Below are 6220 nucleotides of genomic sequence, written 5' to 3'. Positions count from 1 at the left end.
TCCCATCGGCCCGCCCGCGGAAACAAAATAAGCGGCCACTCCCTCACGGAAGCGGCCGCTACTTTTTTCAGTCGGCTACGACTACTAGTATTCCATATCCAGCTCTTCCACGTTAAGCGTGGCGAACGTCTTGTACGCCCAGAACTGGTAGGCAATGACGAGAGGCACGAAAACAACGGCCACCCCGAGCATGATCTTGAGGGTCAGCGGGCTGGAGGCCGAGTTCATGATGGTCAGGCTGTTGCCGGGGTTGGGGTTGGACGGGATGATGGCAGGGAACAGGCCGACCACGCCGAACAGGGCGGTGCCGAAGATGTACAGGCTGGAGGACATCCAGGCGCGCCACCAGGAGCCGTTGCCCATGTAAGTGCGCATCAGCACAAGACCGATGACCGGCATGGCGATGATGGGCAGCAGGACCGGATAGGCCAGATAGTTGCCGAACAGCTGAGTGGTCACGGCGGAGTAGGCAAGGAAGGCCACGGTCAGGATGACCAGCACCGGCCAGAGACGGATGGCGAGCTTCTCGGCCCTGTTCTTGACCTCACCGACGCCGCGAATGGACAGCCAGAGCGCGCCGTGGATGAGGAACATGATCAGAAAGAGAACGCCACCGGCGAGTCCGTAGGGATTCAGGAGCCCGAGCAGCCCGGCCTGCGAGAAGCCGGTGGAGTCGAGCGGCAGACCCTGGAAGATGTTGGCAAACGCCACACCAAGAAGGACTGCCGGGACAGCCGAACCGATGAAGTGGCAGGTGTCCCAAAGTCGTGCCCATGCCCGGCTCTCCAGTTTGGACCGGAATTCAAAGGATACCCCTCGCAGGATGAGCGCAAACAGCAGCAACATCAGCGCGGTGTACAGTCCGCTGAACATCTGGCATAGGCCAGCGGGAACGCGGCAAAAGTGACGCCGCCTGCGGCGATGAGCCAAACCTCGTTGCCGTCCCAGAAAGGTCCCTGCGCGTTGTAGATGACACGCTTTTCATGGTCGTTTTTGGCCAGGAAGGGCATCAGGGTTCCGGAGCCGAGATCAAAGCCGTCAAGCATGAAGTAGACGGCCCAGAGCACGCCCCAGAGCACGAACCAGATGGTTGCAAGCAGATAATGAGTGGATTCCATGTATTCTTCTCCTCTTGTTCCCTGTGGTTAGGCTTCAGGCTCGGGGCCCTTGCGTGCGAAGCGGATCATCAGGCAGATGCCGGCTATGCCGAGCAGCGTGTAGATGGCGCACATGGTGATGAAGGAGAAGCCGACCTGTCCGGCCGTAACCTTGGACACTGCGTCGGAGGTCTTCATCAGCCCGTACACGATCCACGGCTGACGCCCCACTTCCGCCACGATCCAGCCGAGTTGCATTGCAAGATAGGGTAAGGGGATGAGGAATGGCAGCACCTTGAGGAACCACGGGAAGTTCTCGATGCGGTTTCGCATGAGCCAGGCGAACGCGGACACCGCTATGAGCAGCGTGCCGATCCCGACCATGCCCCTGAAGGCGAAGAAGGTCAGCACCACCGGGGGACGCTCGTCCTCGGGGATGTCATTGAGGCCGATGACCTCTGCGGAGGGGTCGTTGAAGGCCAGGAAGCTCAGCAGACCGGGAACAGGCAGGGCTTCGAGCTTGTTGCCGTCTTCACCGGGGATCTGCAGCAGATACATGGGGGCGTAGGTGCTGGTTTCCCAGTGGGATTCCATGGCCGCGAGCTTGGCGGGCTGCACTTCCGCGACGTGGTTGCCGTGGGCGTGGCCCTGAATGGCGACCGCGAGGGACGCGACCAGTGCCAGCGTTGCGCTGAACCGGAAAGACTTTTTGAAGAAGTCGACCTCGTTCTTGCGGTACAGATGCCATGCGGAGACGCCCATGACCAGAAAACCGGCCACCGCGAGCGCGCCGAACACGTTGTGCATGAATTCGTGCCATGCGAACAGGTTGGTGATGACTGCGGTGAAGTCCTCGAGTTCTGCGCGACCGTTGCGGATCACGTAGCCCACGGGGTGCTGCATGAAGCCGTTGGCGATGAGAATCCAGATGGCGGAGAGGTTGCTCGCAATGGCGACGAGCCATGCGGAAACCATGTGCGCCTTGGGCGAGAGTCTGTTCCACCCGAAGTGCCACACCCCGATGAAGGTGGACTCAAGGAAGAAGGCCGCCGTGGCCTCGATTGCCAGCAGCGAACCGAAAATATCGCCAACATAGGCTGAATAGCCCGCCCAGTTGGTGCCGAACTGGAATTCCAGCGTAATGCCGGTAACAACGCCCAGTGCGAAGTTCACCAGAAAGATTTTCCCCCAGAATTTTGCCATTCGCCGGTACACTTCCTTCCCGGTGCGGACATAGGCCGTCTCCATGCACGCGATGACCACGGAAAGGCCGAGGGTCAGCGGCACGAAAATGAAGTGAAAAGCGGTTGCCGCGGCGAACTGCAACCTCGAAAGCATCAGCACATCCATTGGGTACCCCCTATCAAAATGAGATTTCTGAACCGTATATAGCCCGAACAGGACAATTTGTTCAAATGTTTTTGCATAATACCCGTTTCTTTCCTGTTTTCAAGAAAAATTATTATTACCAACAAAACGGTAAAAATGAAGCCGGGGAGCTCCCGGCTTCAGAGGTTACGCGTCTTCGTTGCGCATGCTGCTTGGTTGGCCGGTGGATTCGAGCACGGCCCGCCAGTAATTGGAGCAGATGTTGATGCGCTTGCGTTTCTGGGTGACGAGCTCCATGGGGATGTGCACGTACCTGCCGTTCCAGCGGGAGATGACAAGCCCGGTGCGTCCGGACATGCCCGCGTGCACGGCGTTGATGCCGAGGAACGAGCAGTAGATGCGATCGTTGGAGTTCGCCGGGACCGAACGGATGATGTAGCTCGGGTCAATGTACTTGAGGGTGATCTCAATATTCTGCTTGGCGAAGTGCTCTTTGATCTCCTTTTTCAGGACGGTGGAGATGTCGCCGAGCACCACGTTGCCCGACTTGTCCTTCTCGCCGCTCTGCCCGATGATCTCCTGCCCGGCGCCTTCGGCAACCACGATGACGGCGTGGCCGCGGTTATGCATCCGCTTGTCCAGATGTTCAAGGAACCCGTTTGGTCCGTGCAGGTCAAAGGGGTCTTCGGGCACCAGCACGAAGTTGACGTCCTGCAGGGCCATGGCGCTCTGCGCGGCGATGAACCCTGATTCGCGCCCCATGAGTTTGACCAGCCCTATGCCCCACGGCGCACCGGTGGCCTCCACGTGCGCGCACCGAATGGCTCGGTAGCTTTGTCCACGGCTGTATCGAACCCGAACGATGGCGATGCGAAATTGATGTCGTTATCAATGGTCTTCGGCAGGCCGACGATGGAGATGGAGAGGTTCCGTTTGGACACCTCGGCCAGAATCTTCTCGGCGGCGCGCATGGTGCCATCCCCGCCGATGAGAAAGACTATGGAAATGTTCATGCGCTCCAGCGCGTCCACGATCTGATCCACGGGTTGCGGCCCTCGGGAACTGCCGAGCATGGTGCCGCCGAACTCGTGAATCTGGTTCACGTTTTCCGGCTTGAGCTCCACCACGTCATACCCTTCGTCCGGGATGAACCCGGCCAGCCCGAACTGGATACCCAGCACGCTGGGTACGTTGTATTGGTGATGTGCGGTCATTACGATGGCCCGGATAACATCGTTGAGCCCCGGGCACAGGCCGCCGCAGGTGACGATGGCGCACTTGGCCTTGCTGGGATCGAAGTAGACCTTCTCCCTTGGCCCGGCCATTTCAAAGTAAATCTGCTCCGGCGGCTTCTGGCGGCCCTTGGGCTTGAACGCGCTCTTGCGGGAGATGTTCACCAGGACAGCGTCCTCCTCGTCGACAAAGCGGCCAAAGGCGAGCGGGCTCTTGACCTTGGGCGCGCCGAGCTGGCGAATGGTGACATCCTGCTGCTTGTAGATCGGTTCTCTGCAAGTCTTCATGGCGGTCGAACTCCTTGGGCGAGGTTGAAGTATTGTCCGCAATGCTATATTTCATTTGGTGGCAGGGCAAATTATATTCCTGTGACGGGAGAAGTCATGGCGAAATTGAACTGGAACCCGTGGATGTGCCTCGACGAGTTGGGGGAAGAGCTGGACCGGCGGTTCAGCGAGGAAGTGATGCAGGCCGACGCCGCACGCTACTGGACCCCGCCCGCCGACATGGTCGAAAACGACCGGCATGTACACATTGTCATGGACGTACCGGGGCTGCGGCTTGAAGACCTCGCCGTGGAACTCTGCGGTGACGAGTTGGTCATCTGCGGTCGCCGTCCTTTCAAGCGGGACACCGGGAAAAGCCTTTACCACGCGCTGGAACGCAACTACGGGCCGTTTCTTCGCCGTTTCATCCTGCCAACCTCCATCGACAGACGCAGCGTGGCCGCTCGCATTCTCGACGGCGTGCTGACCATCAGCATCGCAAAACGCGCCAAAGGCAAGCGAAGCATCAAGGTCGGATGAATCATATGCCCCGAATCCGGCTCACATCCTTTTTCTTTTCCCTCCTCGTTCTCATCCTCGCAACCGCACACGGTGCCATTGCCGAGGACAAACTGACCGTAGCATTCGAGCCATACCCCCCGTATGAGATGTTCGAAAACGGCGTGGCCCGGGGTATGAACGTGGACATCATCCGCGAGGCCTGCTCCCGCATCGACGTAACGCCCGAGTTTATCATGATGAGCTGGAGCCGAGCTTTGCTGGAGCTGCGCGAAGGCAGAATCGACGCGGCCTCTTCGGGTTTCAAGACCATGGAAAGAGAGTCATACGCGCTCTACTCGTCCCGCCCGCTGTCCTACGAGGAACTGGTCATCATCGCACCGGAGAACAGCACGGTTTCGCTCGGCTCGCTCAACGACCTGCGCCGCTACCGTATCGGCGTTGTCCGGCAGCACTCGTACGGCCACGAGTTCGATTCCATGCGCGGTCTGGACAAGGATTTCAGCAAAACCGTCAAGACCCAGCTCGACAAGATGCTGCACGGGCGAACCGACCTGCTCATCTCCAACGAAGTGGTCATTCGCCACATGCTGGGCGAACAGCCCAATGCAAAGGTGAAAACCGTCTTCAGGGTCGAGCGCACCCCGCTCTATCTGCTCTTTTCCCGAAACGCGGGCGACGATGTCCTCGACCTTTCAAAGCGTTTCTCCAGGCACTTGAAGCCATGTGGCATGACGGCACAGTGAAAGCCATCCACGCCCGCTACGATTCGGAAAAGTAACCTCCGGGACATTGCCAACCGCCGCATCCTGATTATATTGAGATACTCCCGCTTGGGAATCACGATGACTTTTCAGGAGAGCGAGATATGACCAGCAATATCAAGACTGTTTTCTTACTTGGCCTGCTCACCGGCCTTTTGATGCTGCTCGGCGGCGCCATGGGCGGCCGCGCGGGCCTGATGATAGCCTTCGGGCTGGCCATGCTCATGAACGTGGGAAGCTACTGGTACTCGGACAAGCTTGTCCTTTCCATGTACAAGGCACGGGAACTGTCCCGCGGAGACGCCCCGCACATCCATTCCGTGGTGGAACAGCTCGCCGCTGAAGCGGGCATCCCCAAGCCGCGCATCTATCTGGTGCCGCAGGAGCAGCCCAACGCCTTTGCCACTGGCCGCAACCCCGAAAACGCCGTGGTGGCCGTGACCAGCGGCATCGTGCGCATCCTCAACCCCGATGAACTCAAAGGGGTGCTCGCCCACGAGATCGGACACATCGTCAACCGCGACATCCTCATCCAGACCATCGCGGCAGTGCTCGGCGGGGCCATCGTGTTCATCGCCAACATGCTGCAGTGGACCGCCATTTTCGGCATCGGCTCGGACGACGACGAAGGGGCCAACCCCATCGCGGCCATCGCCATGGCAATCCTCGCCCCCATTGCGGCCACCCTCATTCAGATGGCCATCTCCCGCTCGCGCGAATACCTCGCCGACGAAACCGGAGCCAGACTCTCGCACAACCCCATGTCGCTGGCCTCGGCGCTGAACAAGCTCGACTCCGCAGCCAAACAGGTGCCCCTGAAAGGCAGCCCGGCCACGGAAAACATGTTTATCGTCTCGCCGTTCTCCGGCGCACAGGCTGCAAAGCTCTTCTCCACACACCCGCCCATGGAGGAACGCATCCGCCGCCTGAAGGCCATGGCAGGGAGGAGCTAGATGCGACGCGCGCTCACCGTTCTCGCCACAATCCTGATGCTCGCGGCCCTTGCCGCACC

General features: G+C 59.6%; 4 protein-coding genes and 2 pseudogenes. 3 read left to right on the top strand and 3 right to left on the bottom strand.

What is annotated here, in order from left to right; genetic code table 11:
* Positions 1–84: 84 nt before the first annotated feature.
* The 3 genes and pseudogenes from cydB to JCM12178_RS16525 form a co-directional block, all read right to left on the bottom strand.
* Positions 85–1118, bottom strand: a pseudogene (gene cydB, locus JCM12178_RS16535) (cytochrome d ubiquinol oxidase subunit II).
* Positions 1119–1145: 27 nt separating this feature from the next.
* Positions 1146–2447 carry a cytochrome ubiquinol oxidase subunit I gene (locus tag JCM12178_RS16530; protein ID WP_054653020.1) on the bottom strand — a complete coding sequence of 434 codons (1302 nt, stop codon included), beginning with the start codon at positions 2445–2447 and terminating at the stop codon, positions 1146–1148.
* A gap of 165 nt (positions 2448–2612) precedes the next feature.
* Positions 2613–3946 (bottom strand): annotated as a pseudogene (locus JCM12178_RS16525) (ATP-dependent 6-phosphofructokinase).
* 96 nt (positions 3947–4042) lie between these two features.
* Here JCM12178_RS16525 and JCM12178_RS16520 point away from each other — a divergent pair.
* The 3 genes from JCM12178_RS16520 (at position 4043) to JCM12178_RS16510 (ending at position 6161) form a co-directional block, all read left to right on the top strand.
* Positions 4043–4465, top strand: a complete 423-nt coding sequence (locus JCM12178_RS16520) for an Hsp20/alpha crystallin family protein (protein WP_083466012.1) — start codon at positions 4043–4045, stop codon at positions 4463–4465.
* A gap of 5 nt (positions 4466–4470) precedes the next feature.
* Positions 4471–5190, top strand: coding sequence for a substrate-binding periplasmic protein (locus JCM12178_RS16515; RefSeq protein WP_172677174.1), 720 nt, complete (start codon positions 4471–4473; stop codon positions 5188–5190).
* Positions 5191–5312: 122 nt separating this feature from the next.
* Positions 5313–6161 (top strand): zinc metalloprotease HtpX, encoded by an 849-nt coding sequence (locus JCM12178_RS16510; protein WP_054653014.1) that lies wholly within the window; start codon positions 5313–5315, stop codon positions 6159–6161.
* The last annotated feature ends 59 nt before the right edge of the window (positions 6162–6220 follow it).

Origin of the sequence: Salidesulfovibrio brasiliensis JCM 12178 (assembly GCF_001311825.1) — a bacterium.
GTDB lineage: Bacteria > Desulfobacterota > Desulfovibrionia > Desulfovibrionales > Desulfovibrionaceae > Pseudodesulfovibrio > Pseudodesulfovibrio brasiliensis.
Note: the sequence above shows the minus strand (reverse complement) of the source record. Positions and strands in the feature narration are given on the sequence as shown.